The sequence below is a fragment of the Streptomyces sp. NPDC048211 genome, from assembly GCF_043202315.1.
Taxonomy (GTDB): domain Bacteria; phylum Actinomycetota; class Actinomycetes; order Streptomycetales; family Streptomycetaceae; genus Streptomyces.
Window position 1 is genome coordinate 112,511 of sequence record NZ_JBIDAD010000014.1, and the last position, 26,260, is coordinate 138,770.

A 26,260-nucleotide genomic window follows, 5' to 3' on the forward strand; every position below is an offset into this window, starting at 1 on the left:
GCCGGGTCTGCCGACTACACGGGGCCGGCGATCACCGCGACCGGGTTCTCCAGCGGAGTGCCGGAGCCGTCCCGCCGCGGATCGATCCCGGGCAGCGTGGCCGGGGTGCCGTTCTTCTGCGCGGCCCGGGCCGGGGTCGCACCCGCCCAGCCGAACACCAGCACGTCCTCGCCCTTCAGGAACCGCTGGCAACGCACCCCGCCAGTGGCGCGGCCCTTGCGCGGATACTGGTCGAACGGCGTGAGCTTGCACGTCAGCACCGAATCGTCCAGCGTGCCGTGCGAACCCGCGACCGTGAACACCACGGCGTCCACCGCCGGATCCACCGCGGCGAACGAGAGCACCTCCGCCCCCTCCGCGAGCTTGACCCCCGCCATGCCGCCGGCCGGCCGGCCCTGCGGGCGCACCTGCGCCGCCGGGTAGCGCAGCAACTGCGCGTCCGAGGTGATGAAGACCAGGTCCTCCTCACCCGTGCGCAGCTCCGCCGCACCGACGATCCGGTCACCGTCCTTCAGGGTGATGACCTCCAGCTCGTCCTTGTTGGCGGGATAGTCGGGCACCACGCGCTTCACGACGCCCTGCAGGGTGCCGATCGCCAGCCCCGGTGAGGACTCGTCGAGTGTGGTCAGGCAGACGACCTCCTCGTCCGCCTCCAGCGTGAGGAACTCGCCGACCATGGCCCCGCCCGACAGGTTGGGCGCCGTATGGGTGTCCGGCAGCTGCGGGAGATCGATCACCGCGAGCCGCAGCAGCCGCCCGGTGGACGTCACCACGCCGACATCGCCGCGCGCCGTGGCCGGCACCGCCGAAACGATCACGTCGTGCTTGGCCCGCTTGGCGTCCTCGGCGAAGACGATCGGGTCGTCGTTGGCCGTACGCGCCAGCAGACCGGTCGAGGACAGCAGCACCCGGCACGGGTCGTCGGCCACCTCCAGCGGTACCGAGGCGACCTGCGAACCGGCCGACTCCAGCAGCACCGTGCGCCGGTCGGTGCCGAACTTCTTCGCGACCAGCGCCAGTTCCGTGGAGACGAGCTTGCGCAGCTCGGTGTCCGATTCGAGGATCGCGGTCAGCTCGGCGATCTCGGCGTCGAGCCGGTCGCGCTCGCTCTCCAGCTCGATCCGGTCGAACCGGGTCAGCCGGCGCAGCGGGGTGTCCAGGATGTACTGGGTCTGGATCTCGCTCAGCGAGAACTGCTCGATGAGCCGCTCCTTGGCCTGTGCCGAGTTGTCGCTGGAACGGATGAGGCGGATGACCTCGTCGATGTCGATCAGCGCGACGAGGAGGCCCTCGACCAGGTGGAGCCGGTTGCGGCGCTTGGTCCGGCGGAACTCGCTGCGCCGGCGCACCACGTCGAAGCGGTGGTCGAGGTAGACCTCCAGGAGCTCCTTGAGCCCCAGCGTGAGCGGCTGTCCGTCGACCAGCGCCACGTTGTTGATGCCGAAGGACTCCTCCATCGGCGTCAGCTTGTAGAGCTGCTCCAGCACGGCCTCGGGGACGAAGCCGTTCTTGATCTCGATGACCAGGCGCAGTCCGTGCGAGCGGTCGGTGAGGTCCTTGACGTCGGCGATGCCCTGGAGCTTCTTCGCCGAGACCAGGTCCTTGATCTTGGCGATCACCTTCTCCGGGCCGACCGTGAAGGGCAGTTCGGTGACGACCAGGCCCTTGCGGCGCGCCGTGACGTTCTCCACGGCGACGGTGGAGCGGATCTTGAACGAGCCGCGGCCGGCCGCGTAGGCGTCCTTGATGCCGCCGAGGCCCACGATCCGCCCGCCGGTCGGCAGGTCGGGGCCGGGGACGAACCGCATCAGGGTCTCCAGGTCCGCGCCCGGATGCTTGATGAGATGCCGGGCGGCGGCGATGACCTCGCCGAGGTTGTGCGGCGGCATGTTGGTCGCCATGCCGACCGCGATCCCGGTCGCGCCGTTGACCAGCAGGTTCGGATAGGCGGCCGGGAGGACGACCGGCTCCTGCTCCTGCCCGTCGTAGTTCGACTGGAAGGCGACGGTCTCCTCGTCGATCGACTCCGTCATCAACGACGTCGCGTCGGCCATCCGGCATTCGGTGTACCGCATGGCGGCGGGCGGGTCGTCGTTGCCGAGGGAGCCGAAGTTCCCGTGCCCGTCGACGAGGGGGAGCCGCATGGAGAACGGCTGGGCCATCCGCACCAGCGCGTCGTAGATCGACGCGTCTCCGTGCGGGTGCAACTTACCCATGACCTCGCCGACCACGCGGGCGCACTTCACGAAACCGCGGTCCGGGCGCAGGCCCATCTCGTTCATCTGGTAGACGATGCGGCGGTGCACGGGCTTCATGCCGTCACGGGCGTCAGGCAGGGCCCGTGAGTAGATCACCGAGTACGCGTACTCGAGGAAGGAGCCCTGCATTTCGTCGACGACGTCGATGTCGAGGATCTTCTCCTCGAAGTCGACCGGCGGCGGGGTCTTCGTGCTGCGGCGGGCCATCGCTGCTGCGACTCCTTCACGGATTCTGTTCGGGCAACCTCAGGTTCTGACGCGCACCATTGTGGACCGCCCCACTGACAACCCGGACCTCGACCCGTCCCAAAGGGGGTTCTCCACCCGTCCCGAAGCGGTCGGGACGCTCTTTCCCGCGAACTTTCGCGGCACGGGAACTTCGCCAGGTGTCGGTGCGCTTGCTTACAGTGGCAGGTCTCGCACCAAATCCAGTATCGCGATCGAAGGGACGTACATGCCCATGGGTCACACGGCCACAGCCCAGGCCGGCTCCGGCGGCTTGACAGCGACCGAGCACCGTCTGGCCAACGGCCTGCGCGTGGTGCTCTCCGAGGACCATCTGACCCCGGTCGCCGCGGTGTGCCTCTGGTACGACGTCGGTTCGCGCCACGAGGTCAAGGGACGCACGGGTCTGGCTCACCTCTTCGAGCACCTGATGTTCCAGGGCTCCGGCCAGGTCAAGGGGAACGGACACTTCGAGCTGGTGCAGGGCGCCGGCGGTTCCCTCAACGGCACCACGAGCTTCGAGCGGACCAACTACTTCGAGACGATGCCGACGCACCAGCTGGAGCTGGCCCTGTGGCTCGAGGCCGACCGGATGGGCTCGCTGCTCGCCGCGCTCGACGAGGAGTCCATGGAGAACCAGCGCGACGTCGTCAAGAACGAGCGCCGCCAGCGCTACGACAACGTCCCGTACGGCACCGCGTTCGAGAAGCTGACGGCGCTCGCCTACCCGGAGGGGCACCCGTACCACCACACCCCGATCGGCTCCATGGCCGACCTGGACGCCGCGACACTGGAAGACGCGCGCACCTTCTTCCGCACGTACTACGCGCCGAACAACGCGGTGCTCTCCGTCGTCGGAGACATCGACCCCGAGCAGACGCTCGCCTGGATCGAGAAGTACTTCGGCACCATCCCCGCGCACGACGGCAAGCAGCCGCCGCGCGACGGCGCGCTTCCCGAGGTCATCGGGGACCAGCTGCGCGAGGAGGTCCGGGAGGAGGTCCCGGCGCGTGCGCTGATGGCCGCCTACCGGCTGCCGCACGACGGCACCCGTGAGTGCGACGCCGCGGACCTCGCGCTGACGGTGCTGGGCGGCGGCGAGTCGTCCCGGCTGCACAACCGCCTGGTCCGCCGGGACCGGACGGCCGTCGCGGCCGGTTTCGGGCTGCTGCGGCTGGCGGGCGCGCCCTCGCTCGGCTGGCTGGACGTCAAGACGTCCGGCGGTGTCGAGGTCGCTCAGATCGAGACCGCGGTCGACGAGGAGCTGGCCCGGTTCGCCGAGGAAGGCCCCACGCCGGAGGAAATGGAGCGCGCTCAGGCACAGTTGGAGCGCGAGTGGCTGGACCGTCTCGGCACCGTCGCGGGCCGTGCCGACGAACTGTGCCGGTACGCCGTGCTGTTCGGTGACCCGCAGCTCGCCCTGACGGCCGTGCACCGGGTGCTCGACGTCACGGCGGAGGAGGTCCGAGCGGCCGCCAAGGCCCAGCTGAGGCCCGACAACCGGGCGGTGCTGGTGTACGAGCCCGTGGAGTCGGCCGAGTCCGAAGAGGCGGAAGACGACGCCGCCACCGACACCGACGCGCACGAAGGAGCGGACAAGTGAGCGACGCTGCCGCGACTGGAGTTTCGATGGAGTACCACCCGCAGCCCGCCCCCGGCGTGGCCAGGCCCTGGGCCTTCCCCGCCCCCGAGCGCGGCTCCCTGCCCAACGGCCTCACGGTCCTGCGCTGCCACCGCCCCGGCCAGCAGGTCGTCGCCGTCGAGATCTTCCTCGACGCTCCGCTGGACGCCGAGCCCGAGGGCCTGGACGGGGTCGCCACGATCATGTCGCGCGCCCTGTCCGAGGGCACCGACAAGCAGAGCGCCGAGGAGTTCGCCGCCGAGCTGGAGCGCTGCGGCGCCACGCTCGACGCGCACGCCGACCATCCCGGCGTCCGGGTCTCCCTGGAGGTCCCGGCCTCCCGGCTGGCCAAGGCGCTCGGCCTGGTCGCCGAGGCGCTGCGGGCACCGGCCTTCGCCGACAGCGAGATCGAGCGGCTGGTGAACAACCGCCTCGACGAGATCCCGCACGAGCAGGCCAATCCGGCCCGGCGCGCCGCCAAGCAGCTCTCCAAGGAGCTCTTCCCGGCCACGGCCCGCATGTCGCGGCCGCGCCTGGGCACCCAGGAGACCGTGGAGCGGATCGACTCGGCGGCCGTGCGCGCCTTCTACGACGCCCACGTCCGGCCGTCCACCGCGACCGCCGTGGTCGTCGGCGACCTCACCGGAATCGACCTGGACGCCCTGCTCGCCGACACTCTCGGCGACTGGTCGGGCAACACCGCGGAGCCCCGGCCCGTCCCGCCGATCACCGCCGACGACACGGGCCGCGTGGTGATCGTGGACCGCCCCGGCGCGGTACAGACACAGCTGCTGATCGGCCGCATCGGCGCCGACCGGCACGACAGCGTCTGGCCCGCGCAGGTCCTCGGCACGTACTGCCTGGGCGGCACGCTCACCTCCCGCCTCGACCGGGTGCTGCGCGAGGAGAAGGGCTACACCTACGGCGTGCGGGCCTTCGCCCAGGTGCTGCGCTCCTCGGCCCCGGACTCCGCCTCCGGGGCGACGGGGGCCGCGATGCTCGCCATCAGCGGTTCCGTGGACACGGAGTCCACCGGCCCGGCGCTGGAGGACCTGTGGAAGGTGCTGCGGACCCTGGCGGCCGAAGGGCTGACGGACACCGAGCGTGAGACGGCCGTGCAGAACCTGGTGGGTGTCGCCCCGCTCAAGTTCGAGACGGCGGCCTCCGTCGCGGGCACCCTCGCCGACCAGGTCGAGCAGCATCTCCCGGATGACTACCAGGCGCACCTGTACGCGCGCCTCGCGGAGACCGGCACGGTCGAGGCGACCGCGGCCGTGGTCAACGCCTTCCCGCAGGACCGGCTGGTCACGGTGCTGGTCGGCGACGCCGCGCAGATCGCCGATCCGGTCAGGGCGCTCGGCATCGGTGAGGTGTCGGTCGTGACCGGCTGACGGCCGACCACTTCACCCGATATCGGGGCAAAAGGAAGGCCCTGGCGAAGCGTTCTCCGCCAGGGCCTTCCTTTATGTCCGCTTTGGGGGAGAGGTTGCCTGTCTGCCCTGTGGGATGCGCTACAAAACGGCCTGTCCGTTTGGTGGGGGGAAGTGCCCCCGTCTAGCGTCGGCCCGGCTGTCCGCCACTCGTATGCCGCATCCGTGACGTACCGGGCAGTCATCGCCGAGTCCCCGTCAGGCGCGAGCCTGGGGAGCCGGGGACCCACGCAGTCCCTGGGGTGAATCGGACGCCCGCGCCTCGCACGAGGCCGAGGGGTCCGTAGGAGACCTTCCTGCTCCGAACCCGTCAGCTAACCCGGTAGGCGAGAAGGAAGGAAAGGACCAGCCACTTCATGGCGTTCACCCGTGCCACCGGGAAGCACCGTGCCCCGAGCCGCCTGACGCGTACCGGCGCGAAGGCCGTCGGCATCGCGGCTCTGGCCACCACCGGCGTCATCGGCGGACTGGCCTCCCCGGCCCTCGCCGCGGACACCGGGACACCCGCCGCCGGTGAGACCGGCCTCACCCAGGTCATCGCCATCGAGAGCGTTCTCGCCGATCGGATCGACGCACAGGCGGACGCCCAGCAGCACCAGGCGGACGTCGCGGCGAAGAAGGCCGAGGCGGCGGCCAAGAAGAAGGCCGCGGCGAAGAAGAAGGCGGAGGCCGAGGCGAAGGCCAGGGCGAAGGCCGCCGCCCGCGCCGAGGAGGCCCGCGAGGCGAAGGCGCGTGCAGCCCGTTCCGCCGAGCGCACCCGGCTCGGCTCCTTCCAGCTCCCCGTCGCCGGTTCGTACGTGAGCACCGGCTACAAGTCCAGCGGCTCGCTCTGGTCCTCCGGCAGCCACTCCGGCATCGACTTCCACGCCGCGTCCGGCAGCTCCGTCGTCGCCGTCGGCGCCGGCACGGTCGTCGAGGCCGGCTGGGGCGGCGCGTACGGCAACAACATCGTGCTGCGGATGAGCGACGGCACGTACACCCAGTACGGCCACCTCTCCTCGATCGGCGTGTCCGTCGGCCAGAGCGTCGGCGCCGGACAGCAGATCGGCCTCTCCGGCTCCACCGGCAACTCGACCGGCCCGCACCTCCACTTCGAGGCCCGCACCACGCCCTCGTACGGTTCGGACATGGACCCGGTCGCCTATCTGCGCGCCCACGGCGTCACCGTCTGACCGGCCCGAAGACATCCGGCGAAGGCCCCGGCACCTCGCCGGGGCCTTCGTCGTGTCCAGGTGCCGCGCGGATCCACCGGGTTGCGCACCGGCCGTTCCCGAACGCCGGGTGACCAAAAGATATTCATGAATTTCCACCCGCCGTCGGAAATGCGACCGCATTGCAATAGAGTCGCAGGACAGGCGTCGATCGGCCGCGTTTCGCGGGGATTAAGGCGGAGGTTCGGACATGCGCATTCCGGCGCATTCGGTATGCACGGCAATCCGTGAAGACATCGTCTCGGGTGTCTTCGAACGCGGCAGCCGACTCACCGAGGAGGTGCTCGCACGCCGTTACGGGGTCTCCCGCGTCCCGGTGCGGGAAGCGCTGCGCACTCTGGAGTCCGAGGGGTTCGTGGTCACCCGCAGGCACGCCGGAGCCTGCGTCGCCGAGCCCACCGAACTGGAGGCGGCCGACCTCCTGGAGGTCCGGATGCTCCTGGAGCCGCTCGGTGCGGCCCGGGCCGCCCACCGCCGCACGGACGCGCACCTCAAGGTGCTGCGCGGCCTGGTCAGGCTCGGCCAGGAGCGCGCCCGCAAGGGGGAGGGCGACGACCTGCGCTCCCTGGGCGGCTGGTTCCACGAGACACTCGCGCAGGCCTCCGGCAGCCCTGGCCTGATCGCGATGCTCACCCAGCTGCGGCACAAGACCGCCTGGATGTACGTCGTCGGGCAGCCGGCCCGGCCGGCCGACTCGTGGGCCGAGCACGGGGCGATCGTGGACGCCGTGGCGCGCGGTGACGCGGAGCGGGCGAGGAGTCTGGCCGCCCAGCACGCCGAGCGGGCCACCGCCGCGTACCGGCTGCGCCGCCCCGGCCTCCCGGATGCCGTCGCCGTCGCGGCCCGCTCCGGCCGGGTGAGGACCTCGCAACATGCCGTAAACACGCCGAGTGGCCGGCATTAACAATTGCGCCGTATACAAAGAATAGGAATTCCGCAGGGCTATCTTTCTGCTGCCCGAATCGCCGGAATCGCCGCCGACTGAACTGATGAACAGACCCGTCCCATGGGAACCGGGGAGCGTTCGCGTAAACGAAAGAGCCGCGGCTCCCGGTGAGGGGTGCCGCGGCTCTTTCGCGGAATGACTCGGTCGTGACCCGTCGGGGATCAGACGGTCTCCGGGAGCTCGTCGAGCCCCTCGGCGACCAGCTTCGACAGGCGGTCCAGAGCGGCTTCGGCGTTGTCGGCCTCGGACGCGAGGATGATCTCCTCGCCGCCCTGCGCGCCGAGCCCGAGCACGGCGAGCATGGAGGCCGCGTTCACCGGGTTGCCGTCCACCTTGGCGATGGTCACGGGGATGCCGGAAGCCGTGGCGGCACGGACGAAGATGGAAGCGGGGCGGGCGTGCAGGCCCTCGGCCCAACCGACGTTGACGCGGCGCTCAGCCATGGTTCTGCCCTTCACGAATCAATAGTTGTCTAGACCAGTCTCTCATGCAGTGCGCGATGCTCCGGCCGACCCGCGGGCCCTTCACCGCCCGCGCGGTACCGTCGCCCGGCCACCCTCAGACTGCCCCGGCCCCGGCCCCCACGCGACCGCTGACGGAGCCGTAGGCTTTGCCCATGCAGCCCTCTCCGGAGCAGAGTCCGCATCACGCCTACCCCGATCACTGGGAGGCGGACGTGGTGCTCCGCGACGGCGGCACCGCCCGCATCAGGCCGATCACCACGGACGATGCCGACCGGCTGGTCAGCTTCTACGAGCAGGTCTCCGACGAGTCGAAGTACTACCGCTTCTTCGCGCCCTACCCCCGGCTCTCCGCCAAGGACGTCCACCGCTTCACCCATCACGACTACGTCGACCGGGTGGGACTGGCCGTCACGGTGGGCGGCGAATTCATCGCGACCGTCCGCTACGACCGGATCAACGCGCAGGGCAGGCCCGCCTCGGCGCCCGCCGACGAGGCGGAGGTCGCCTTCCTCGTCCAGGACGCCCACCAGGGCCGCGGCGTCGCCTCGGCCCTGCTCGAACACATCGCGGCCGTCGCCCGCGAACGCGGCATCCGGCGCTTCGCCGCCGAGGTGCTGCCCGCCAACAACAAAATGATCAAGGTGTTCCGGGACGCCGGGTACACCCAGCAGCGCAGCTTCGAGGACGGCTCCGTCCACCTCACCCTGGACCTCGAACCGACCGCCGAGTCGCTGGCCGTCCAGCGCGCCCGGGAACACCGGGCGGAGGCCCGCTCCGTACAGCGGCTGCTCGCCCCTGGCTCCGTCGCCGTCATCGGCGCGGGCCGCACCCCCGGAGGCGTGGGCCGTACGGTCCTGCGCAACCTCCTGGGCGCCGGCTTCACCGGCCGCACCTACGCCGTGAACAGCGCCTTCGCCGCAGAACAGACCACGATCGACGGCGTGCCCGCCCACCGCTCCCTCGGCGAGATCGGCGAACCCGTCGACCTCGCCGTGGTCGCCGTACCCGCCGACCGCGTGCCCGAGGCCGTCGCGGACTGCGGGGAACACGGCGTCCAGGGCCTGGTCGTCCTCTCCGCCGGATACGCCGAGTGGGGCGCCGAGGGCCGCGAGCGCCAGCGCGAACTCGTGCGCCAGGCCCGCTCGTACGGCATGCGGATCATCGGCCCGAACGCCTTCGGCATCATCAACAACTCCGAGGCCGTCCGGCTCAACGCCTCGCTCGCACCCGAACGGCCCGCCTCCGGGCGCATCGGCCTGTTCACCCAGTCCGGCGCCATCGGCATCGCCCTGCTCTCCGGGCTCTACCGGCGAGGCGCGGGGCTCTCCACCTTCATCTCGGCCGGCAACCGCGCCGACATCTCCGGCAACGACTTCCTGCAGTACTGGTACGAGGACCCGGACACCGACGTCGCCCTGCTGTACCTGGAGTCGCTCGGCAACCCCCGCAAGTTCACCCGCCTCGCCCGGCGGATCGCGGCCGTGAAGCCGGTGGTCGTTGTGAAGGGCGCCCGGCACAGCGGCTCCACCCCGCCCGGCCACGCGGTCCCCGTCAGCCGCATCCCGGACGCGACCGTCTCCGCGCTGATGCGGCAGGCCGGCGTGATCCGCGTCGACACGGTGACCGAGATGGTCGACGCCGGCCTGCTCCTGGCCGACCAGCCGCTCCCCGCCGGCGGGCGGGTCGCGATCCTCGGCAACTCGGAGTCCCTCGGGCTGCTCACCTACGACGCCTGCCTGGCCGAGGGCCTGCGCCCGCGCCCGCCCGTCGACCTCACCACGGCCGCCACGCCGCAGGACTTCAGGGACGCGCTGGCCCGGGCGCTGGCCGACGACGGCTGCGACGCGGTCGTCGTGACGGCGATCCCGTGGGTGGGGGAGAACGGCGAGGCGGAGTCGGGCGACGGAGAGGTCCTGGCCACCGCGCTGCACGCGGCAGCCGCCGCCGGACCGGCCAAGCCGGTGGCCGTGGTCCACGTGGAGATCGGCGGCCTGGCGGAAGCCCTGGCCGCCGCGACCAGCACGGTGGCGCAGCAGCGTCCGGCGACGGCGACACCGGGGCGCCCGGCCCCGGCCACGTCCGGCTCCCGGCCTGCCGGAGCCGCCACCGGCCCGGCCCCCGGCCCGGTGGACTCCGGCTCCGAAGTCCCGGCCCCCCGTGCCGTCGGCCGGATCCCCGCCTACCCGGCCGCCGAACGCGCGGTCCGGGCACTCGCCGAAGCCGTGCGGTACGCCCAGTGGCGACGCCAGGCCTCCGTGCCCGGAAAGGTGCCCGAGTTCCTCGACGACACCATCGACGAGCCGGCCGCGGCCGCGCTCATCGACACCCTGCTCGGTCCGGACCCCGATCCGCGCGGCAGGCCCCTGGAACACGACGAGGCCCGCGCGCTCCTCGCCTGCTACGGCATCACCGTCCGGCCCACCCTCCCGGCCCCCGGTCCCGAGGAGGCAGTGGCGGCGGCCGCCCGACTCGGCTACCCCGTGGCGCTGAAGACCACCGCGCCCCATCTGCGCCACCGGGCCGACCTCGGCGGAGTCCGCCTGGACCTCGACGGCGAAGCCGCGCTGCGCCGCGCCTACGGCGAACTCACCGACCTGCTCGGCAAGCCCGCCGAGCTCCGGCCCGTCGTGCAGTCGATGGCCCCCCGCGGTGTCGACACCGTCGTGCGGGCATCCATCGACCCGGCGGCCGGCGCCGTCCTCTCCTTCGGCCTGGCGGGCGCGCCCTCCGAACTCCTCGGCGACACCGCGCACCGCCTGGTACCCGCCACCGACCGCGACGCCGCCGAGCTGATCCGGTCCATCCGGGCGGCCCCGGTCCTCTTCGGCTGGCGCGGCTCGGCGCCCGTGGACACCGCCGCGCTGGAGGAGCTGCTGCTGCGGGTCTCGCGGCTGGTCGACGACTGCCCCGAGGTGGTCTCCATCGCCTTGGAACCGGTCGTGGTCGCCACCCACGGGCTGACCGTCCTCGGGGCGAGCGTCCGCCTCTCGCCGCCCCCGGCCCGTACCGACCTCGGCCCCCGCCGGCTCTCCAACTACTGACCCGCTCCGCCCCGGGCCCCGTCCGTCAGCGGCGACGGGACCGTCCCCGGCAGCCATCAGCCCCCCGTAGGATGGTGCGTATGGCTAAGACCGGTACGACGACCCAGGGGCTGCGCGCGGCGATCGAGCGCAGCGGCTACTACCCGGCCCTCGTGGCCGAGGCGGTGGAGGCCGCCGTGGGCGGTGAGCCGGTCGCTTCGTACCTGGTGCACCAGGAGACGACCTTCGACTCCAACGAGGTGCGCAGGCACGTCACGGTGCTGGTCCTCACGGACACCCGCTTCATCGTCAGCCACACCGACGAGCAGAACGCCGACACCAGCTCCCCGACGCCCTACGCCACCACGTCCACCGAGTCGGTCAAGCTCGACCGGATCTCCTCGGTCGTGGTCAGCCGGGTCGTGGCCAACCCGGAGAAGTACGTCCCGGGCACGCTGCCCCGCGAGGTCGTCCTGACCATCGGCTGGGGCGCCGTCTCCCGGATCGACCTGGAGCCCGCCGCCTGCGGCGATCCCAACTGCGAAGCCGATCACGGCTACACCGGCAGCTCCACCGCCGACGACCTGAGCCTGCGGGTCAGCGAGGCCGGCGACGGCCCCGACACCGTGCGCCAGACCCTCGCCTTCGCCCAGGCGCTCTCCGAGGCCACGGCCGTGACCCCGGCGGCCGGCCGCTGATGGTCCAGCCGGCCTGGCAGGACCCGGTCCTGCTGCCCGTCGACACCGCTCCCGTCCCGGAGTACGGCAGCGGCTCGCTCGCCGACCTGCTCCCCACCCTGGTCGCGGGCCAGGGCGTCCCCGGATTCACCGCGGCGATCCCCGAGCTCACCCCGGCCGACCGCAACTGCGTCTTCCTGATCGACGGCCTCGGCTGGGAGCAGATCAAGGCGCACCCCGACGAGGCGCCGTTCCTGTACTCCCTCCTGCCCACCTCGCGCGGAGGCACCGGCCGGCCGGTCACCGCGGGATTCCCGGCCACCACCGCGACCTCGCTGGCCTCGGTCGGCACCGGACTGCCGCCGGGCGAGCACGGCCTGCCCGGCTACACGGCCCGCAACCCGGAGACCGGCGAGCTGATGAACCAGCTCCGCTGGAAGCCGTGGACACCGCCGAAGGTCTGGCAGCCGTACCCCACCGTCTTCCAGCGGGCCGACGCGGCCGGAGTGCGTACCGCCCAGGTCTCCGCTCCCACCTTCGAGCAGACCCCGCTGACCAAGGTCGCGCTCAGCGGCGGCTCGTTCCTGGGCCGGCTCACCGGCGAGGAACGGATGGACGTCGCCGCCGAGCGGCTGGCCGCCGGCGACCGGTCCCTGGTCTACACGTACTACAGCGAGGTCGACGGCAAGGGCCACCGCTTCGGTGTCGACTCCGACGCCTGGCGCGGTCAGCTGATGTACGTCGACGGCCTGGCCCGGCGCCTGGCCGAGCAGCTCCCGCCGCGCTCGGCGCTGTACATCACGGCCGACCACGGAATGATCGACATCCCGTTCGACGAACAGTCGAGGATCGACTTCGACGAGGACTGGGAGCTGCGCGCCGGTGTGGCCCTGCTCGGCGGCGAGGGCCGCGCCCGCCATGTCTACGCGGTCCCGGGTGCCGAGGCCGATGTGCTGACCGTGTGGCGCGAGGTGCTGGGCGAGCAGTTCTGGGTGGCGAGCCGCGACGAGGCCGTCGAGGCGGGCTGGTTCGGCCCGCGGATCGACGAGCGGGTGCTGGGCCGGATCGGCGACGTGGTCGCGGCGGCCCACGACGACGTGGTGATCACCGCCTCGCGCAACGAGCCGCACGAGTCCGCGATGGTCGGCATGCACGGCTCGATGACCCCCGTCGAGCAGCTCGTCCCGCTCCTCGAAGTACGCACCTAGACCTCCCTGTCCCTCGCCCCCCCTCCACGCCCGTCCCGAAAGGTGCTCTCCCCCTCATGCCCGAGCTTGTGTTCTTCTCCGGAACGATGGACTGCGGAAAGAGCACGCTGGCCCTTCAGATCGGACACAACCGGTCGGCGCGAGGGCTCCAGGGCGTGATCTTCACCCGCGACGACCGGGCGGGGGAGGGGAAGCTGTCCTCCCGGCTGGGCCTGGTGACGGAGGCGGTCGAGGCGTCCGAGGGGATGGACCTGTACGCGCACCTGGTCGACCAGCTCTCCCAGGGCGGCAGGGTGGACTACGTGATCGTGGACGAGGCGCAGTTCCTCGCCCCGGACCAGATCGACCAGCTGGCCCGCGTCGTGGACGACCTGGGTCTGGACGTCTTCGCCTTCGGCATCACGACGGACTTCCGCACCAAGCTCTTCCCCGGCTCCCAGCGGCTGATCGAGCTCGCCGACCGCATAGAGGCCCTCCAGGTGGAGGCCCTGTGCTGGTGCGGCGCCCGCGCCACCCACAACGCCCGGACGGTGGGCGGCGAGATGGTGGTGGAAGGAGAGCAGGTCGTCGTCGGTGACGTGAGCAGTCCCGCCGCGGAGACCGGCTACGAGGTGTTGTGCCGCCGCCACCACCGGCGCCGTATGACGAGCGGTTCCGTCCGCGCCGGCGCGCTCTCGCCGGACGTCCTGCCGGTGGCCTCCAGCTGAGGGGCGTCCGCAGACCGCCGCACGGTGAACCACGGTCTGCGCGGAGCTCCCGGATCTCGACCCGCACCCCCCCGATCCCGTGCGGCGGTCTGCGGGGCCCCTGGTCTCCAGCCGCACCCTGATCCCGCGATGGCCGGAGCGCTACCCGGCGGCCTCCGCTGCGGCCAGATCCGAGAACAGGCCGGGCCAGCCGCCCTCCGAAGAGAGCCGCTGGTTGTGGTCCAGGATGTGGTGCACCGCCCCCTCCAGACGCGGACCGAGGTCCGGCCGGCCCGCCACCTCCCTGAGCGCGGCCCGCAGCTCGGGGGTGCGGTTCATGGGGATGCACGGGAGGAGTGTGCGTGCGAACACATCCTCCAGGTGCGGGAGTTCGCGCAGAATCCGTAGCTGTGTCGCCGTGTCGCCGGCAGGAACGCGGGTCCACATCGCTGCCCGCCACGCCTGGGCGATGTTCTTGCGGCGCGCCGACCCGAGGGGGCTTGCCCGTACGAGCCGGCCGACGTCGAGCAGCAGGCCGGTGAACTCCTCCTGGGTGAGGGGAGTCCCGCGAAGGTCGGTGAAGGCGTAATTGCACAGCTGGATGACGGACTGGGCGTCGACGGGCTCGTGGAACGCGAGCCGGAGTGCCTCGGGGACGGTCGCGGCGGAGCCGTGGACGGCGTACCACCACACGCACCACAGGTGGGCCTTCCGGCCCAGTTCGCTCTCGGTGTCGAGCGTGCCGTCCGCGCCGCATTGCTCCCGCAGCAGTCGCAGCGCGTCCTCGGGCGGATACCTCCTCTGTTCGAGCCCGGCTCCGACGAGCTGGATGAGCCATCCCGTAGCCAGCGGTTCCGGAATGCGGTCGATCCACCCGGTCAGCTCCTCCCAGGAGAGGTCCAGGGCCGTGCCCCGGTGCGACAGGGCGACGAGTAGTTCCGCCAGCGCTTTGAGTCTTGTACGGAGCTCGTGGCTCATCGTGTCGGTGCGGACGGGCGGTACGGAGGCCCGCAGTGCGTCGACGGCCGAGGCAGTGAGCCGGGGGAGGGCGGCGTCGTCGAACGGCACGCCCTTCACCAGCATTTCCTTGGCGTGCCGGAGTTCGCCGATGCGCAGGAGCACATCGACGAGCAGTTCCGTCTCCTGCGTGGGCTCGGCGTGCCTCATGTGCGGGTCCACCCACGCCGTGACGTCCGCCCGGGTCACGACGAATCCGCCGGGGAGTTCGCCGAGCGCCGCGAGGGCCTCGGGGATTCCGGCGGCCGCTCCGCGCACCAGCAGCGGGAGCAGGCACGCGCTGGACCGCCAGACGGGGACGCCGGTCCGGTCGGCGGACTGCCACCGCGTGCCGGCGCGGCCTGCCATGTCGGCGATCCGGTGCGGCGGGAGGTCGAGTTGTTCGAGGGCTGTACGGGCGACCTTGGCACGGATATCGGCGTCGCGCCCTCCCCGTTCGGCGATCGGCATCCCCTCCACGAGCCAGTCGACGGCGAGGTCGCGCGCGGCACGGCCGACGGGGGTCTCGGAGTCCAGGAGGCGGATGAAGGAGCCGCGGGAGAGGTCCGCGATCTGCTCCCTGCGGGTGATCCGGACGAGGAGGCCGATGAGGGGGGCCGGATCGGCGTCCGCCGGACAGATGTCCGCCGCGGCGGTCAGGAGGGCGCCCAGCATCGAGCGGTCGGCCGTCGTCGGGCGGTCGGCCGCCAACCGCGGCGCCAGGGCGGTGAGCCGGTCGACCAGCTCACCGTAGGGAAGGCCGCGTAGATACGGCAGTTGGACGGAGGTGTGCGCCTTGATGAGCGCGGACGAGGCGACGGTGAGGTCTCCGAGCAGTTCGTCCGCCCAGTCGGCCCATTGCCGCGGCTCTCCGTGCACCGGGCTCAGCTCGGCCATTCTCGTCAGGATGTCGGCCACGTACGGGTATCTCTCGGCGGCCAGGGCGGCGCGGGCCACGGACCTGACGAGAGGGAAGGCCTCGGGGGCTCGTACGGGCAGGAGACCGACGAGGAAGGCGGAGAGCTCACCGCGCGAGGTGAGCTCGTGTCCGCCCTCGACGGCCCGTTCCACCAGCCCCGAGGCGACCACGGTGCTGACGACCTGGCCGGGGTCGCGGGGCAGCAGCCGGCCGAGAACCTCCAGTACCGCGAGCCAGGCGTGGTCGTCCCGGGCCGCGGCGGCCTTCAGACAGGCGGAATCCCGGGGGGCGTACGGGCGTCCGGGAGAGGGCAGCAGTTCGAGGAACTGCCGGAGGGACGGCAGCGCCAGCCCCGGGGAGCCGAGGATGCGCAGCAGATCGGGCAGCATGGCGGGGGTCAGCAGGGAACTCTGGGCGCAGGCCGACAGCACGGCGCGGCGCAGGCCGTACCGGATGGTGGCGAGGCCGCCGTCGAGGTCGCCTGCGATGGTCTTCAGCAGCCTCTCGACCATGGCCGACGCGGCGTCCGCGGCCTCCTGCGTCCGGTCCGCGCACAGCCAGGCCTGCTCCAGCACCGCGAGCAGGAAGTAGTCCTCGCCCTCCGGGACCTGCAGCTGTTCGACGAGCGCGCCGAGCCCGGCGGCACCACGGCCGTGGACCAGGGCGCGGCTCGCGGCGTACTCGAAGAACGTCTGGTGGAAGAACTGGAAAACGCCGCCCGCGAAGTGGCCGACCCCGCGTGTCTCCAGAAGCGCCACCTCCTCCCTCAGCCGCGCGGCGGTGAGGGAGGCCGGTAGCCGGACCCGGTCCACCGACGCCTCGGGGCGGCCTGTCCGCAGCATCTCCAGCGCGAGTGCCACGGCTGTCTCGCCGAGGTCGCGGTCCTGAGGGGAACCGGCGGCCGTGGGCTCCCATGAGCGGCGGTCGCGAGCCACCCGTTGCTCCCAGTACGTTTCGTACAGGCCGGTGGTGTCGACGACATCGGGGACCTGGCCCGGTGTGTAGATCTCGAACAGCATGCGCAGGGTCAACGGGCGCAGGCACAGGGGGTGCAGGGAGATGTCCCGCGCGACGACCGCCAGCATTCTGCTGATCAGGTCCTCCCGCAGCTGGGGGTCGCTGGTGAAGAACCGGCTGTGGGCGAGGACGGCACGCTCGAACTCGCTCGTGGCGTACGGTCCTTCTCCGGCGTCGGCGCGGTAGTCCCCCAGGGACAGCCGTCGCCATTCCGGCGGGAGCTCGCCCGCCTCGGCCACCCTCGACGTCATCGCGACGGCGGCCCCCGCCTCGCGCGCGGCATGGACGGTCGTGACCAACTGCTCCCAGTCGTCGTCGTTGTTGACCAGCACGTCGACGGTGTCGATCAGGACGGTCACGGTCCTCGCGTCGTCGCGCGCCCGCCGGATCGCTTCGACCAGCATCCCGGGGTCGACCTTGATGCCTCCGGAGGTGCCGGCGACGAGCCAGGTCGCCCTGAGGAAGAAGACCTCCTCGCCCGACGTCCCGCACCGGCGCCGTGCAAGGCTCCAGAGGATGCTCGTCTTGCCGCATCCCGCCTCGCCCACGACCACGACCGGGTCGGCCGGATCGGTGTCCAGCCTCTCCAGCAGTTCCCCCTCCAGGTCACGGGTGACATAGAGACCGGCGGCGAACTGGCTTTCCCGGACGTCGGTGAACACCGTCCCCGACACCGTGCCCGCGGCTTCCCGCGCGCGCTTGCTGAGCAGACGCAGCCGGGGCAGGGGGTCTCCGGGGCGGAAACCGAGGGCGGAGTACCGGGAGACGGGGGCAGGGGGAGCGGCCGTGGCGGCCGGGGAGGCCGCGAGGGCGGCGGTGAGCCGCTGGTGCACGGTGGCCCCGTCCGGGTGGTCGCGACCGTCCGCCACGTCGCGCAGGTCCACCGGCGACAGCAGAGCCAGGCTTCCCGAAGGCTCGCCGTCGACCAGTACGGGAAGGAGCCGGTCGTGGGCGCCGGCGTGGTCGAAGTCATGGACGATGTGATCGCGCTCGTCCGTCATGGCGGGGTCGGCGAGATAGGCGGGACTCACGAAGGCGAGCACCTTGCCGCCGCCGTCCACATGCTCCCGGACCGTTCGGCTGCCCGGCCGGCCCGCGGCCGGACCCATCAGGACGTCGTGCCCCGATGCGGCCAGGACATCGTGGACGAGCTCGGCCCAGGGCCGGTCCCCGGGCACCCAGCTCAGCATGATGGAGGGCGCTGCGGGGTGCGGGCGAGGGGGAGCCGGGGCCGGGGGATCGAGCACCCAGGCATGCGGACCGCCCGCCACCGCACGGGCGATCGCGGACGCGGGAATCCCCTGGTTCACCCCGCCGGCGGCGTAGTGGTGGATGCCGACGAGCCGCCCGCCGGGGTCGACGACGGGGCCGCCGGACGATCCGGGTGTCGTGTTGACGTCGCGGTAGCGGATCCGCGTGCCCGCGGAGTTGATCTCGGCCGGGACGAGTGTGTACGAGATCCGTGCCGGCTCGCCGAGCGGGTGGTGGACGACGAACAGCAGGTTCGCGTGGCGGAAGCCGTAGTCGTTCGGTTCGAGCCGGTAGTGCCCCCGGGCTCCCTGGGAACCGGGCGCGGGCGGTACCGGTCCGCTTCCCGTACGCAGCAGGGCGAAGTCGAGGCGGTCCGGCGGCGCCTCCCAGGACAGGGGGGAGGAGGCCAGCTCGGAGTCGGTGGGCGGGCTGAGGGCGAGCAGCTCCGTCAGCGGCGCCCGCACACCGCGTTCATGGGGCGCCGCCCGTGCGGCGGTTGCGGGCGTCACGAAGTCGAACCGGGCCTCCAGCGCAGCCGGTAGCCGCCCCGATTCGAGCAGGGGGATCAGCACGTGGCCGGCCGTCAGCACCACGTCGGGCGCGACCAGCACACCCGTTCCCACCGTCCGGCCGGCGACCTCGATCCGCGCGACTCTGCTCATCATGTCGTGCAGAACCTGGATGAGGTCGACCGGGTCGATCAGGCCGGCCGCCGCCCGGGTAATGGCCTGCAGACCCGCCTCCGCGAGGGCGTCCTCCGCAGTGGACGCGGCCTTATCTGCGGTGTCGGAACCCACCTCGGTCCGGGGCCGAGCGGCCTGCTCAGCCGCCATGGGTGCGAATGATCTCGGCCAGGGCCGCTGCGTGCACCGCCACGTTGCTGAGCCCGGCCGTGCCACCGAAGTGCAGGGCGACCGCCTTGCCCGAGTCCAGGTCGACGACGGCGGAGCCGGAGTTGCCGCCGAGCGTGGTGGCGTCGTGATGCACGACGCGCTGCCCCTCGACCGCGGTGAGCCGGCCCGCGGCCAGCCGCTTGCAGTCGTACACGCCGTCGAAGATCCGCTCCCGGTCGGAGTCATCGGCACGGGAGTCCCGCCCGGGATAGCCGATCACGGCGACCCAACGGCCCGCACGCGCGCCGGACGTGTCGAGGCCGAGGGGAGGAGGCAGCGCCTCACCGTCCTCGCCGCGCGGATCGACCCGCAGCAGGGCCACGTCGTGGCTGCCGTCCGGTTCGATCCAGAGGACCTCGGTGACCCGGAACCGGGACTCCTCCGGCCGCTGGTACTCCTGATACCAGTCCAGGCTGGGCCGGATGGACTTGCCGGTCCAGGACCGCCGGAGGGCGAATGCCGTGCCCGGCCCAGCCTTCGACTCCAGCGCGAACAGCTCGGCGACGTGACGGTTGGTCACGGCGAGCCGCGGCCCCACCATCCAGCCGGTGCCCGCCCACGTCATGGCGTGGTTGCGCAGCTCGATACGGCCGACGCTCGGAATCGCCCTCTCCAGGGGCCGACGGGCGCGCTCGACCTGTGCGGTCACATGCTTGCTGGTCGCCCTGCCGTCCGGCGGCAGCGTGAACGTGGACCTCTGCACCAGGTGCACGGGGCGGGTGAAGCGCTCGATGATCGCCTCCAGGCCGGAGCCGTCCGGCACCCACAGGCCTTCGGCCATGCGCTGCGCGGCCGCTGCGGCCCGGTCGACCGTGAGACCCCCGTCGATACTCTCGACTCCGCCGAGGGCGGTGGCGCCCGCCGCGATCTCGTCGAAGCGGTCGAGGAACTCCTGCCTGACCTCGTTTTCGGAGAACAACTGCCGGTAGTCCAAAGGGGCACCCCGCTTCGGTCGTGGGACAGCGCGCACTCTCCCCGAGCAGGATGCTACGGGAGCGCCCGCGAACGGGAACGGCGTTTCCCGGGGTCCCACTTGAGGGACCACGGTGGCCCGATCGGTGCCCGGCGCCCACGTGCCGTGGAGACCGGCTATGAGGTGGTGTGCCGCCACCACCGGCGCCGCACGACGAGCGGTTCCGTCCGCGCCGGCGCGCTCTCGCCGGACGTCCCGCCGGTGGCGTCCGGCTGAGGTTGCCGACCGGGTGGGCCGTGGTTCACTGGGGCCGCGGACGTCTCGGGGTGGGAGAGGAGGCACGCCATGACCCGTACAACCGGCGAGCGGGGGGACGGTGGCGCGCCCGCCGTCCCGGCGAGTGCGGTCTGGCTGAAGGGGCAACTGCTGGAGATCGCGTCCGCGTCGCGTCCGGACGGGGGCCCGGTGGTGGTACGGGAATGGACGGATCCGGTACGGCTCCGCGACCCCGCCCCGGTCGGTCACCGCTTCCTGTTCCTCGTCTGTGCGACCTGGGACGGCCGCGCCTCGTCTCCCGGTCTCGACACCGTCCTGAACGCCTTCGCCGCGGCAGGCTGGACGGTGGGCCGCCAGCCCGTAAGGCACCCCGGGGAGAGCGGGGCGACGGCCCGGTACGAGGAATTCGAGGTCAGGGTCTACGAAGGCAACGGGCCCGGATTCCTGACGCTCACCGGCTGGACGCCCGTCGTCTGCGCCGAACGGCACTGGGGCCGGCCGCTCTTCACGCTCAGTACGGCCGAGGGCGTGCTGTGCGACGACTGCCACGGCTGGGGTGTGTGCCTGCTCTGCGAAGGCCGGGCCTACAGCGGCGGCAGCGGTGGCTACGGCCGGTGCTGGTGCGCGGCCGGCAACGCGGGGCCGGGCAGGTGTGTGGAATGTGCCGGGAGGGGGGTGCTCACCGCCGAGGCGGTGTCGTACCGGCGGACGCGGTTCGGACTCCCCGATGACGAGGGCGACGCATCTGCGCGGCCGCCGGCCGGGGACGGTCACGATTCCAACCTCGCCGCGTTCGCCGATGTCGGCCAACGGCTCTGCGCGTGCGGCGAGTTCCGCTGCTTCTGGCGCAACATCCTCGTGGAGGCCGACGGTCGCCTCCTCTCCCGGTTCGTCGGCACCTGCCAGGGATGCGCGGCGCGGCGCGCCTACGCGTTCACGCTGCCCCTGCCTCGGACCTGACAAGGTTTCGGCCACGCGTCCGACGCCTGAGGCGGTCCCGCGGGTCCGAGTGTGATCGAGGTGGTCCGGGCGCTGTCATGACCCGGCGCCGCGTCGCGGAGCCGGGCAACTCGCCCTCGCTCACGGCTTCCAGGCCGCGGGTCGGGGCAGACGAATCCTTCCGGCGTCCGGGCGCGCGGTACGGCGCCGAACCGGTGGCCCCCCAATCCCTGAGTCGATCGGTGCCCGCCGCACGGTTGTGCGAGGATCCGACCCATGCAGCCTCTGGCCCCCGATGAGCCGTCGCACGTCGGCCCCTATCGTCTGCTCGGACGGCTCGGCGCCGGCGGTATGGGGCGGGTCTATCTGGCACGTTCCCTGTCGGGTCCGCAGGAGCCGGTGGCGGTGAAGGTCGTGCGGGCGGATATCGCCGAACGCAGCGAGTTCAGGCGCCGGTTCGTGCGCGAGGTCGCCGCCGCGCGACGAGTGGGAGGCCCGTGCACGGCGGCGGTGCTGGACGCCGACACGGACGCGGCCGTCCCGTGGGTGGCCACGGAGTATGTCGCGGGCCCCACCCTGCGGGCCGTCGTACAGGGGGAGTTCGGGGCGCTGCCCTCGGCGTCCACCCATGTCCTGGCCCACCGGCTCGCCTCGGCCCTCGCGGCCATCCACGCCGCCGGACTGGTCCACCGCGATCTGAAGCCGTCCAACATCCTGCTGACGGTCGACGGACCACGCGTGATCGACTTCGGAGTGGCGCACGTGCTCGACGTACCCCTGGACTCCACCATCACCCCCGAGGGGATGCTCGTCGGGTCCCCCGAGTTCATGGCCCCTGAACAGATCCGCGGACAGCGGGTCAGCCCGGCGAGCGACGTCTTCGCCCTGGGCTGCGTCCTCACGTACGCGGCGACCGCCCGCTCCCCGTTCGAGGCCGAGGAACGCGGACTGCACGCCCTGATGTTCCGCATCGCCTACGAGGAGCCGGACCTCACCGGGCTCCCGGAATCGGTCTCCGAGGTGGTGCGGGACTGCCTGGCGAAGGAGCCGGGGGACCGGCCGTCGGTCGAGGAGGTGCTCGACCGTACGCGGAACGCTCCGCCGGGGGCGTGGCTGCCGAGCAGCCTGCTGGAGCGGCTGGACCGTGCCGCCGCGCAGCCGTTGCCGCACACCCCCCGGCGCGTGGCGCGCAGCGCCCCGGAGCCGGCCGGGATCCCGGTCTTTCCCGAGCCGGTGGGCCGCGACCTCCTGGACGTACCGGAGGCGGGGATCGCGCCCCCGCGGGTGCTGGCCGCGGTGGCGCCGCCCCGGCGGAAGGCCGCGCGGTGGGCCGCGGCCGCAGCGGTGGCCGTGGTGGCGGGAAGCCTGCTGGCCCTGCTGTCACCCTGGCCCGACGCGTCGTCCGGCGGGACGCAGGACCCCGGATCCGTCGCCGGACCGGAGCCCGAGCGCGCGGTCCGGTTCACCGGCGCGTGGCAGCGGGGAGGTTTCATGCGGCTGGAGTTCCACGTGGCTGCACGGCCCGGAAGCGAGGGGGCCGACTTCGTCGTGGGGTCCCCGGAAGCCGTGTGCAGGGGCGAGGCGCGCACTGCCAGGTTGTCCCAGGACGACCGCAGCCTGGTCCTCGGCGGCTATCGGCTGACCTCCACCGTCCCCGAGGGCAGCAGCTGGAAACAGTGCGGGCTGCCGTCCCGGATCACGCTCTGGCGTGAGGGCGAGTTCATCCTCTGGGACGTTCCGGGCAGTCGCGGTCAGGTGATGGATCCGGCCGCACCGTCCGCCACCACCGTGGAGGAGTACCGGGGCACCTGGCAGTCGGCGGACGGCCGCACCCTGGTCGTGCGGGGAACGGCCATCGGTGATGCCGCGATCCGGATGACCGGCACCGAACGGGGCCGGCCGTGCGCGTACCGGGCCCGGGCCGTGGACGTGGCCCAGGAGCCCACGGTTCTGGGCCGGCTGGGACTGCTGACCACGCACGCCGTACCCGACCGTGCCGAGGGCTGCGGGCGGGACGCCGGGACGTACGCGTACACCTTCGAGGACGGTGACCCGGGCGACGGAGCCGCCCTCGTGCGTACCGGCGACGACGACGAGCCGGTCGTCGAGTTCCGCAAGGTGCGCTGACCGACCGCCCCGCGCCGGCCTCCTCAGTGCCCCGCCGACCGCACGATCGTGAACGCCGCTCCCTCCGGGTCCGCCACCGTGGCCACCCTGCCGCTGGAGCCCTCCCTGGGAGGCTGCAGGATGTGCCCGCCGAGTTCCACCACGCGCTGCGCGGCCTCGTCCGTGTCGGCGACCTCGAAGTACGTCATCCAGTGCGGGCCCCGGTCGCGCGGCAGGGCGTGGCCCACACCGTGCATCGACGCCACCGGACGGCCGTCCAGGTGGAGGGTCTGGTAGTCGAAGTCGGCGGAGACGATCGCCTCGGTCTCGTAGCCGAAGACCGCCTGGTAGAACTTGGCGACCGTCGACGTCTCCCGGGTCACCAGCTCGTTCCAGACCGGGGTGCCGGGCGTGCCGGCCAGCGTGGTGCCGACGTGCTCGGCCGCCTGCCAGATCCCGAACACGGCTCCGCCCGGGTCGGAGGCGATGGCCATCCGGCCGGCCTCCCCGGCGTCGAGCGGTCCGACCCCGACCGTGCCGCCGCACGCGCGGATCGTCTCCGCCGTGAGGTCGGCGTCGTCGGTGGCCAGATAGGTCGTCCAGGCGATCGGGAGATGCCGGTCGGGCGGCAGCTGTCCGATGCCCGCGACCTCCTGCCCGTCGATCAGCGCCCGGACGTACGGGCCGAGCTGTTCGGGGCCGGGGCCGAACTCCCAGCCGAACAGTTCGGCGTAGAAGTTCTGGGTCGTGTGCAGGCCGTGCACGATCAGGCTCACCCAGCAAGGTGTTCCGGGCGTACGCCGAGCGGCAGCCTCGGTCATCGTCACTCTCCTCGGACCATCGTGGTGGCCGTACGGGGGAAGGGGGCCGGTGCACCGTTGTGCGGTACGGGATGTGTGCGCCCCGTGCAGATGCTTGCACCACCCGGCCCGTGACGCGCCCCGGCCGCGCCGCACTTTTCGCGATCTCGACAGAGAAGGTCCGGTTTGTGGTGATAGATCCGTTTCGGGTTTGTTACGGGCGGGCCGGCCCCTGCGCGAAGATGGCACACATGAAGCCCATCATCTCCGCATCCGAATGTGTGAGCGAGTCGGCGGGGCCACGTCCGCCGGTGCTCCTGGACGTACGTTGGCAGCTGGGCGGACCCCACGGGCGGCCGGACTACGAGGCCGGGCACATCCCCGGCGCGGTCTTCGTCGATCTGGACGCGGAGCTCGCCGGTCCGGCGGGTGACGGCGGCCGCCATCCCCTGCCCGACCCGGTGGAATTCGGGGCGGTGATGCGCCGTGCGGGCGTCGGCCGGGACAGCTCGGTGGTCGTGTACGACGGCGGCCAGGGCTGGGCGGCGGCCCGCGCCTGGTGGCTGCTGCGCTGGACGGGACACCGGGATGTCCGGGTGCTGGACGGTGGTCTCGCCGCCTGGACCGGTGAGCTGTCGAAGGAGGTCCCGGTCCCCGCGGAGGGCGACTTCGTCCCCGCGCCCGGCGCACTGCCTCTGCTGGACGCGGACGGGGCGGCCGCCCTCGCCCGCTCGGGCCTGCTGCTCGACGCGCGTGCCGCCGAGCGCTACCGGGGCGACGTGGAGCCGATCGACCGGGTGGGCGGGCACATTCCGGGCGCGGTGTCGGCTCCCACCGTCGAGAACGCCGGTGCGGACGGACGCTTCCTGCCGGCCGAACACCTGGCCGCCCGGTTCTCCGGGCTGGGCGCGGCCGAGGACGCCGCGGAGGTCGGCGTCTACTGCGGCTCGGGGGTCTCCGGCGCCCACGAGGTACTTGCGCTGGAGATCGCCGGATTCACGGGCGCGCTCTATGCGGGCTCCTGGTCGCAGTGGTCGAGCGACACGTCCCGGCCGGTCGCCACCGGCCCCGACCCGCAGTAGCGGGGGAGTCCCCGGCCGGTGCCGGGGGAGCGGCCGCCGTCGCGGCAGCGCACGAGGGCCCGTACGCGGCTGCGTACGGGCCCTCGCCATGTCGCTGTTTACCCGGACTCTCTCAGTCCTGCTTCTTGCGCCGCGTGCCGAAGACGATCTCGTCCCAGCTCGGCACCGCGGCCCGGCGTCCGGGCCGGACCCCGTCCGCCTCGGCCTGCCGGTCCGTCGTTCCGGTGAGCCGGTCGCGATGGCCCGCGACCGCGCGCGGCATCAGGACGTCCGCGTAGGCGGAACCCGCGCCCGCCGAGGCCGCCGGGGCCGGCGGCTCCTCGGCCTCGGGCTCGTGGACGGCGGGTTCGAGCGCCGGGGGCTCGGGCGGTGCGGGCCGCTCCGGTACGACCATGTCGCCACGGAAGCTCGGCACCGCCTCCAGCAGGCTGGTGAGCGAGTCCCGCTCGCTCGCGGTCACCCCGCCGATGCGCTCCTCCGGCTCCGGGGGCGGAGGCGGCGTGGGGCGTTCCATCTGGCGGTCGAGGGCGCGGTCCAGCGGCCGGTCGCGGGGCAGCCGGGCGATCCGGGGGACGAACGGGAAGCTGGGCTCGGGCGCGGCAACGTCGTCCGTCTCGCCGATCAGCGAGCGGGCCTCGTCGTCGACGGCCTGGACCAGCCGGCGCGGTGGGTCGTAGGTCCAGCTCGCCGAGTGCGGCTCGCCCGCGACCCGGTACACCAGAAGGACCTCCCAGGTGCCGTCGTCGCGGCGCCACGAGTCCCACTGGACGGTTTCCTTGTCGGCGCCGCGCAGCAGGAGGCGCTCCTGCACCGCCTCGCCGAGCTGGGGGCCGGTGTTCTCGCCGGGACGGCGTACGGGAGTCTTCCGGGCCCGCTCGGCCATGAAGGCGCGCTCCGCGAGCACGGGGCCCTCGAAGCGGCGTACGCGGTCGACCGGGATTCCGGCGAACTGAGCAACCTCCTCCGCGGAGGCGCCGGCTCGTATCCGGGCCTGGATGTCGCGCGGGCGGAGGTGGCTCTCCACCTCGATCTCGATCTGGCCGAGCCGCGCGCGGTCGTTGCGCACGGCGGCTCGCAGCCGCTCGTCGATCGGAAGTGTGTACTCCGTGCTGTCTGCAGCCTTGAGCACCAGTCGTGTGCCGTCGTTGGAGACGGCCACGACACGCAGTTCGGGCATGGGGACCTCCCGGGTGGTGCCTGCCGACGTCACGTGCGTCGCTGCTTCCGCTAGTCGAGTGTGGCCTGCCCGGCTGCAGCCTGCCACAACATTGCCGTGTTGCCCGGCGTGTCGGGTGTGAACCCGTGAACGCCGATATGACACG

At 72.4% G+C, this 26,260-nt stretch carries 17 protein-coding genes and 1 riboswitch; of the genes, 11 read left to right on the forward strand and 6 right to left on the reverse strand.

Annotated features, from left to right (window positions below; all coding sequences use genetic code 11):
• Positions 1 to 14: 14 nt before the first annotated feature.
• A complete protein-coding gene (locus ACGFZA_RS36405; RefSeq protein ID WP_385279913.1) occupies positions 15 to 2,465 on the reverse strand; it encodes a DNA topoisomerase (ATP-hydrolyzing) subunit A in 2,451 nt (816 codons plus the stop codon).
• Positions 2,466 to 2,712: 247 nt separating this feature from the next.
• Between ACGFZA_RS36405 and ACGFZA_RS36410 the strand changes: the two genes are divergently transcribed.
• The 4 genes from ACGFZA_RS36410 (at position 2,713) to ACGFZA_RS36425 (ending at position 7,649) form a co-directional block, all read left to right on the forward strand.
• Positions 2,713 to 4,086 carry a M16 family metallopeptidase gene (locus ACGFZA_RS36410; RefSeq protein WP_385279916.1) on the forward strand — a complete coding sequence of 458 codons (1,374 nt, stop codon included), beginning with the start codon at positions 2,713 to 2,715 and terminating at the stop codon, positions 4,084 to 4,086.
• A 26-nt stretch (positions 4,087 to 4,112) separates the two neighbouring features.
• A complete protein-coding gene (locus tag ACGFZA_RS36415) occupies positions 4,113 to 5,495 on the forward strand; it encodes a M16 family metallopeptidase (protein WP_393684891.1) in 1,383 nt (460 codons plus the stop codon).
• A 214-nt stretch (positions 5,496 to 5,709) separates the two neighbouring features.
• Positions 5,710 to 5,877, forward strand: a riboswitch (cyclic di-AMP (ydaO/yuaA leader).
• Positions 5,878 to 5,890: 13 nt separating this feature from the next.
• Positions 5,891 to 6,706 carry a M23 family metallopeptidase gene (locus tag ACGFZA_RS36420; RefSeq protein ID WP_393684845.1) on the forward strand — a complete coding sequence of 272 codons (816 nt, stop codon included), beginning with the start codon at positions 5,891 to 5,893 and terminating at the stop codon, positions 6,704 to 6,706.
• 229 nt (positions 6,707 to 6,935) lie between these two features.
• Entirely contained in the window at positions 6,936 to 7,649 is a 714-nt protein-coding gene (locus tag ACGFZA_RS36425; protein ID WP_385279921.1) for a GntR family transcriptional regulator, read from the forward strand.
• Positions 7,650 to 7,852: 203 nt separating this feature from the next.
• Here ACGFZA_RS36425 and ACGFZA_RS36430 read toward each other — a convergent pair whose 3' ends face one another.
• Positions 7,853 to 8,134, reverse strand: coding sequence for an HPr family phosphocarrier protein (locus ACGFZA_RS36430; protein WP_385279923.1), 282 nt, complete (start codon positions 8,132 to 8,134; stop codon positions 7,853 to 7,855).
• A 173-nt stretch (positions 8,135 to 8,307) separates the two neighbouring features.
• Here ACGFZA_RS36430 and ACGFZA_RS36435 point away from each other — a divergent pair, with 173 nt between their 5' ends.
• The 4 genes from ACGFZA_RS36435 to ACGFZA_RS36450 all read left to right on the forward strand — a co-directional run bounded on the left by ACGFZA_RS36435 (position 8,308) and on the right by ACGFZA_RS36450 (position 13,767).
• Complete coding sequence (locus ACGFZA_RS36435; protein WP_393684848.1) at positions 8,308 to 11,196, forward strand: GNAT family N-acetyltransferase; 2,889 nt, start codon at positions 8,308 to 8,310, stop codon at positions 11,194 to 11,196.
• A gap of 80 nt (positions 11,197 to 11,276) precedes the next feature.
• Positions 11,277 to 11,873, forward strand: coding sequence for a DUF5998 family protein (locus ACGFZA_RS36440; protein ID WP_385279928.1), 597 nt, complete (start codon positions 11,277 to 11,279; stop codon positions 11,871 to 11,873).
• Positions 11,873 to 13,060: an alkaline phosphatase family protein gene (locus tag ACGFZA_RS36445; protein ID WP_393684851.1), complete on the forward strand. Its 1,188-nt coding sequence runs from the start codon at positions 11,873 to 11,875 to the stop codon at positions 13,058 to 13,060. Before ACGFZA_RS36440 ends, ACGFZA_RS36445 begins: the two co-directional genes overlap by 1 nt.
• Before the next feature lie 56 nt (positions 13,061 to 13,116).
• The gene (locus tag ACGFZA_RS36450) at positions 13,117 to 13,767 is read left to right on the forward strand and encodes a thymidine kinase (protein ID WP_385279934.1); all 651 of its coding nucleotides are present in this window, start codon (positions 13,117 to 13,119) and stop codon (positions 13,765 to 13,767) included.
• 141 nt (positions 13,768 to 13,908) lie between these two features.
• On the opposite strand, the gene ACGFZA_RS36455 is transcribed toward ACGFZA_RS36450, so the two are convergent.
• Together ACGFZA_RS36455 and ACGFZA_RS36460 are read right to left on the reverse strand one after the other, a co-directional pair.
• Complete coding sequence (locus ACGFZA_RS36455; protein ID WP_393684854.1) at positions 13,909 to 18,762, reverse strand: trypsin-like peptidase domain-containing protein; 4,854 nt, start codon at positions 18,760 to 18,762, stop codon at positions 13,909 to 13,911.
• Positions 18,752 to 19,741, reverse strand: coding sequence for a trypsin-like serine peptidase (locus ACGFZA_RS36460; protein ID WP_393684856.1), 990 nt, complete (start codon positions 19,739 to 19,741; stop codon positions 18,752 to 18,754). Before ACGFZA_RS36460 ends, ACGFZA_RS36455 begins: the two co-directional genes overlap by 11 nt.
• Positions 19,742 to 20,080: 339 nt before the next feature.
• Between ACGFZA_RS36460 and ACGFZA_RS36465 the strand changes: the two genes are divergently transcribed.
• Positions 20,081 to 20,971 (forward strand): hypothetical protein, encoded by an 891-nt coding sequence (locus tag ACGFZA_RS36465; RefSeq protein ID WP_385279942.1) that lies wholly within the window; start codon positions 20,081 to 20,083, stop codon positions 20,969 to 20,971.
• Positions 20,972 to 21,226: 255 nt separating this feature from the next.
• On the forward strand, positions 21,227 to 23,077 hold the full coding sequence (locus tag ACGFZA_RS36470) for a serine/threonine-protein kinase (RefSeq protein ID WP_393684859.1): 1,851 nt from the start codon (positions 21,227 to 21,229) through the stop codon (positions 23,075 to 23,077).
• A gap of 23 nt (positions 23,078 to 23,100) precedes the next feature.
• Here ACGFZA_RS36470 and ACGFZA_RS36475 read toward each other — a convergent pair whose 3' ends face one another.
• Positions 23,101 to 23,877, reverse strand: coding sequence for a VOC family protein (locus ACGFZA_RS36475; protein ID WP_385279947.1), 777 nt, complete (start codon positions 23,875 to 23,877; stop codon positions 23,101 to 23,103).
• 230 nt (positions 23,878 to 24,107) lie between these two features.
• Here ACGFZA_RS36475 and ACGFZA_RS36480 point away from each other — a divergent pair, with 230 nt between their 5' ends.
• Positions 24,108 to 24,938, forward strand: coding sequence for a sulfurtransferase (locus ACGFZA_RS36480; protein WP_393684862.1), 831 nt, complete (start codon positions 24,108 to 24,110; stop codon positions 24,936 to 24,938).
• A 112-nt stretch (positions 24,939 to 25,050) separates the two neighbouring features.
• On the opposite strand, the gene sepH is transcribed toward ACGFZA_RS36480, so the two are convergent.
• On the reverse strand, positions 25,051 to 26,115 hold the full coding sequence (gene sepH / locus ACGFZA_RS36485) for a septation protein SepH (RefSeq protein ID WP_385279953.1): 1,065 nt from the start codon (positions 26,113 to 26,115) through the stop codon (positions 25,051 to 25,053).
• Positions 26,116 to 26,260 lie beyond the last annotated feature (145 nt).

Excerpts from the sequence above, each read along its gene's own strand:
- ACGFZA_RS36405 (WP_385279913.1), bottom strand. The coding sequence starts at position 2,465 with ATGGCCCGCCGCAGCACGAAGACCCCGCCGCCGGTCGACTTCGAGGAG.
- ACGFZA_RS36420 (WP_393684845.1), top strand. The coding sequence starts at position 5,891 with ATGGCGTTCACCCGTGCCACCGGGAAGCACCGTGCCCCGAGCCGCCTG.
- ACGFZA_RS36425 (WP_385279921.1), top strand. The coding sequence starts at position 6,936 with ATGCGCATTCCGGCGCATTCGGTATGCACGGCAATCCGTGAAGACATC.
- ACGFZA_RS36410 (WP_385279916.1), top strand. The coding sequence starts at position 2,713 with ATGCCCATGGGTCACACGGCCACAGCCCAGGCCGGCTCCGGCGGCTTG.
- ACGFZA_RS36440 (WP_385279928.1), top strand. The coding sequence starts at position 11,277 with ATGGCTAAGACCGGTACGACGACCCAGGGGCTGCGCGCGGCGATCGAG.
- ACGFZA_RS36450 (WP_385279934.1), top strand. The coding sequence starts at position 13,117 with ATGCCCGAGCTTGTGTTCTTCTCCGGAACGATGGACTGCGGAAAGAGC.
- ACGFZA_RS36430 (WP_385279923.1), bottom strand. The coding sequence starts at position 8,134 with ATGGCTGAGCGCCGCGTCAACGTCGGTTGGGCCGAGGGCCTGCACGCC.
- ACGFZA_RS36470 (WP_393684859.1), top strand. The coding sequence starts at position 21,227 with ATGCAGCCTCTGGCCCCCGATGAGCCGTCGCACGTCGGCCCCTATCGT.
- ACGFZA_RS36435 (WP_393684848.1), top strand. The coding sequence starts at position 8,308 with ATGCAGCCCTCTCCGGAGCAGAGTCCGCATCACGCCTACCCCGATCAC.
- sepH (WP_385279953.1), bottom strand. The coding sequence starts at position 26,115 with ATGCCCGAACTGCGTGTCGTGGCCGTCTCCAACGACGGCACACGACTG.
- ACGFZA_RS36415 (WP_393684891.1), top strand. The coding sequence starts at position 4,113 with ATGGAGTACCACCCGCAGCCCGCCCCCGGCGTGGCCAGGCCCTGGGCC.
- ACGFZA_RS36465 (WP_385279942.1), top strand. The coding sequence starts at position 20,081 with ATGACCCGTACAACCGGCGAGCGGGGGGACGGTGGCGCGCCCGCCGTC.
- ACGFZA_RS36475 (WP_385279947.1), bottom strand. The coding sequence starts at position 23,877 with ATGACCGAGGCTGCCGCTCGGCGTACGCCCGGAACACCTTGCTGGGTG.
- ACGFZA_RS36455 (WP_393684854.1), bottom strand. The coding sequence starts at position 18,762 with ATGGCGGCTGAGCAGGCCGCTCGGCCCCGGACCGAGGTGGGTTCCGAC.
- ACGFZA_RS36480 (WP_393684862.1), top strand. The coding sequence starts at position 24,108 with ATGAAGCCCATCATCTCCGCATCCGAATGTGTGAGCGAGTCGGCGGGG.
- ACGFZA_RS36445 (WP_393684851.1), top strand. The coding sequence starts at position 11,873 with ATGGTCCAGCCGGCCTGGCAGGACCCGGTCCTGCTGCCCGTCGACACC.